4 protein-coding genes are annotated in these 3,351 nt (G+C 67.2%); all 4 read left to right on the top strand.

What is annotated here, in order from left to right; genetic code table 11:
• The coding region (locus AB4Y86_RS15230; protein WP_441403033.1) for a sugar-binding domain-containing protein at nucleotides 1–278 on the top strand (278 nt) is incomplete at its 5' end.
• Nucleotides 279–313: 35 nt separating this feature from the next.
• The gene (locus AB4Y86_RS15225) at nucleotides 314–1,183 is read left to right on the top strand and encodes an aldo/keto reductase (RefSeq protein WP_441403032.1); all 870 of its coding nucleotides are present in this window, start codon (nucleotides 314–316) and stop codon (nucleotides 1,181–1,183) included.
• Nucleotides 1,184–1,194: 11 nt separating this feature from the next.
• Nucleotides 1,195–2,124 carry an alpha/beta fold hydrolase gene (locus tag AB4Y86_RS15220; protein ID WP_441403031.1) on the top strand — a complete coding sequence of 310 codons (930 nt, stop codon included), beginning with the start codon at nucleotides 1,195–1,197 and terminating at the stop codon, nucleotides 2,122–2,124.
• Nucleotides 2,121–3,206, top strand: coding sequence for a glycosyltransferase family 4 protein (locus tag AB4Y86_RS15215; RefSeq protein ID WP_441403030.1), 1,086 nt, complete (start codon nucleotides 2,121–2,123; stop codon nucleotides 3,204–3,206). The genes AB4Y86_RS15220 and AB4Y86_RS15215 overlap by 4 nt, the downstream gene beginning before the upstream one ends.
• Nucleotides 3,207–3,351 lie beyond the last annotated feature (145 nt).

The following is a 3,351-nucleotide window of genomic DNA, read 5'->3' as shown; positions in this document are numbered from 1 at the left end:
AGGATGACCTCGGCGTGCTGGCGGGTTCCGAGGTCGTGGGCGACGTCGCCACGGTCTTCTTCCGCGCCGACGGCTCATCCGACGGGATCACCCTCAATGAGCGCTCCACCGGGCCGGACCTCGCCCAGCTCCGGCAGGTCCGACGCCGGATCTGCGTGGTGTCCGGCGCGTCCAAGATCAACGGACTGCGTGGCGCGCTGGCCGCTGGCCTGGCCACCGACTTGATCCTCGATGAAGCCAGTGCCCGGCGCCTGGTCAGCACTGACGGCTTGTCCTGACGGCCGGGCTGCTCGGACTGGGTAGAGTCGTTGCTATGAGAATCTCCCCCCGGCTGACCTTGAACAACGGTGTGCTGATGGACCGTCTCGGGTTCGGGCTCTACAAGGTGCCCCCGGCCGACGCCGCCGGGCTCGTCACCACGGCGCTGGAAGCCGGCTACCGCCACTTCGATACGGCGGCCATGTACGGGAACGAGACGGGTGTGGGGAAAGCGATCGGGGCCTTGTCCGCCTTTGACGGCTCCGCGGGCGGCTCCGGCGAACTGCACCCTGCCCTCGCCCGGGAGGACCTGTTCGTAACCACCAAACTCTGGAACGACGACCAGGGCTACGACGCGACGCTGCGAGCCTTCGACGACTCCGTCGCCAGGCTTGGCCTCGAATATGTGGACCTGTATCTGATCCACTGGCCGTGCGCGAAGCGCGGCTTGTTCACCGAAAGCTACCGCGCCCTCGAAACGTTGTACCGCGAGGGCAGGGTCCGCGGCATCGGCGTGTCCAACTTCCAGCCGGCACACCTCGAGCGTCTGCTCCAAAGCGCCGAAGTCGTGCCGGCGGTCAACCAGATCGAGCTGCACCCCTGGCTGCAGCAGGCCGAGCTGCGTGCCCTGCACGCCTCTCTGGGCATCACCACGGAGGCCTGGAGCCCGCTGGGCCGCGGCCAGGTGCTGGAAGACCCTGTCGTAATGAAGCTCGCCGCGGCGCACCGCCGGAGCGCGGCGCAGATCATCCTGCGCTGGCACCTGGAACTGGGCAACGTGGTCATCCCCAAGGCCAGCTCCTCCAGCCGGATCCGCGAGAACCACGACATCTTCGGTTTCAGCCTCAGCACCGCGGATCTGGATGCCCTGGCCGGCCTGGAGCGGGGATTCCGCACCGGCTCGAACCCCGACAACGTCAACTAGGATCCGACCGAATGGAACACGTGGCCACCGAGTCATCCCCCTTGCCTCCCCTGCTCAGCACGGAACTGGAAACCCGCAGCAGCTCCGCCACGGTGGAACTGGACGGTACTCCCGTCGCTTCCTGGACCTACGAGCCGGTCCAGGAGACCGCGGCGACCCGAACCATACTGGTGATCCACGGCTTCCGCGGCGACCACCACGGGCTGCTGCGGGTCGTCGACCAGTTGCCGGAAATGCGCCTGATCATGCCGGACCTGCCCGGATTCGGCATCTCCGGCGCCTTCCCGCCAGGCGGCCACAGCGTCAGCGGCTACGGCCGCTTCGTCGGTGACTTCATGGCCGCCCTCGGGCTGGGGCCGGACACCGTGCTGCTGGGCCACTCCTTCGGTTCGATCATCGCCAGCCACTTCGTGGCGGAGCATCCGGGTGCAGTCAGCGAACTGATCCTGATCAACCCCATTGCCGCGCCCGCGCTAGAGGGGCCCAAGGGACTCATGACCAAGGCTGCGGTGCTCTACTACGAGGCGGCGGCGCGGCTTCCCCGCAGCATCGGCAATGCCCTGCTGCGGAACCAGCTGATTGTCCGGGTCATGAGCGAGACCATGGCCAAAACCAAGGACAAGGCGCTGCGGCAGTTCGTCCACGCCCAGCACAGTGCGTACTTCTCCGCCTTCGCCGACCGCGACAGCCTTCTCGAAGCGTTCAAGGCCTCGGTCAGCAGCAACGTCGCCGAGGTGGCGCCGATGCTCGCGCTGCCCGTCCTGCTCGTGGCCGGCGAGAAGGACGAGATCGCCACCCTGCCGGACCAGCACAAACTGCTTCCACTGCTGCCGGACGGAACCCTCGAAGTCATTCCCGGCGTCGGGCATCTGATCCACTATGAAACCCCGGAACCCGCCGCGGGCTTCATCCGACGCTTCCTGAAGGGCCACGCCGCGTGAAAATCCTGATTGACGCCCGCTTCACCAAGCTCGACCATCACGACGGGATCAGCCGCTACGGTTCCAGCCTCATCGCCGCCGCCGCCAAAATCGCGGATGTTTCGATGCTGATCAGCGATGTCCGCCAGCTGGCGCTGCTGCCCGACGTCCCCTACACGCTGATCAACAGCCCGCTTTCCCCGGCGGAGCTATTTGTGGCGGCCAAAGTCAACCGTCTCGGCGCCGACGTCGTGGTGTGCCCGATGCAGACGATGGGCAGTTGGGGACGCAAATACGCCTTGGTCCTGACCCTGCACGACCTGATTTACTACGAGCACCCGGCCCCTCCCGGTTTCTTGCCGGCGCCGGTGCGGGTGCTGTGGTGGCTGTATCACAAGGCGTTCTGGCCGCAGCGGGTGTTGCTGAACCGCGCCGACGTCGTCGCCACCATCAGCTCCACCACCGAGGCGTTGATTGCGAAGTACCGGCTCACGAAGCGTCCGGTGCGGATCGTCGGCAATGCCCCGCAGCCGGGGCTCACGCCGCGGGAACCCGGGGCCGGTGCGGACAAGACGTTGCTCTACATGGGCTCCTTCATGCCGTACAAGAACGTGGAGACCATGGTTCGGGGCATGGCGGAGCTGCCGGAGATGACCTTGCACCTGTTGAGCCGGATCACGCCCGAGCGCCGGGCGGAGCTCGCGGCGCTGGCCCCGGCCGGGGCTAACATCGTGTTCCACAACGGAGTGACGGATGCCGAATACGAAGAGCTGCTGGCCCGCACCACCGCGCTGGTGAGCCTCTCGAAGGCGGAGGGCTACGGCCTGCCGCTCGTGGAGGCGATGTCGCACGGCACTCCGGTGATCGCCAGCGACATTCCGATCTTCCGCGAGGTGGGCGGCGACGCGGTCAGCTATGTCGACCCGGACTCACCGTCGGCGTTTGCCGCGGCGGTGCACGCACTGGAGGACGCGGCACTGTGGAAGCAGCGTTCCAGCCGGGCCGTGCAGCGCGCGGCCGAGTTCAGTTGGGATCAGTCCGCCCTAAGGCTGCTGGACGCAGCCGAGGAGGCTGTGGCTTTGCGCGGTCGCAAACGCCGCTAAACCCCGCCGTTTCGCCGGTTCCGTGCCAATTCGACGCGCGCGGACGTCTAATGCGCAGGGAACCGTCGAAATGGCCCCGCTACAGCACGTCGACGCCGTCGAGCCGCAGCTGCACGGGGTCGTCCGTGCGCCTCGCTGCGGCGGC

Source organism: Arthrobacter sp. 2YAF22_2 (assembly GCF_052114645.1).
In the GTDB taxonomy this organism is placed as follows: Bacteria; Actinomycetota; Actinomycetes; order Actinomycetales; family Micrococcaceae; genus Arthrobacter.
The sequence above is the reverse complement of the archived record's forward strand: the minus strand, read 5'-3'. Positions and strand labels throughout refer to the sequence as shown.

Coding starts and splice junctions, on each gene's coding strand:
- AB4Y86_RS15225 (WP_441403032.1), top strand. CDS start 314: ATGAGAATCTCCCCCCGGCTGACCTTGAACAACGGTGTGCTGATGGAC.
- AB4Y86_RS15220 (WP_441403031.1), top strand. CDS start 1,195: ATGGAACACGTGGCCACCGAGTCATCCCCCTTGCCTCCCCTGCTCAGC.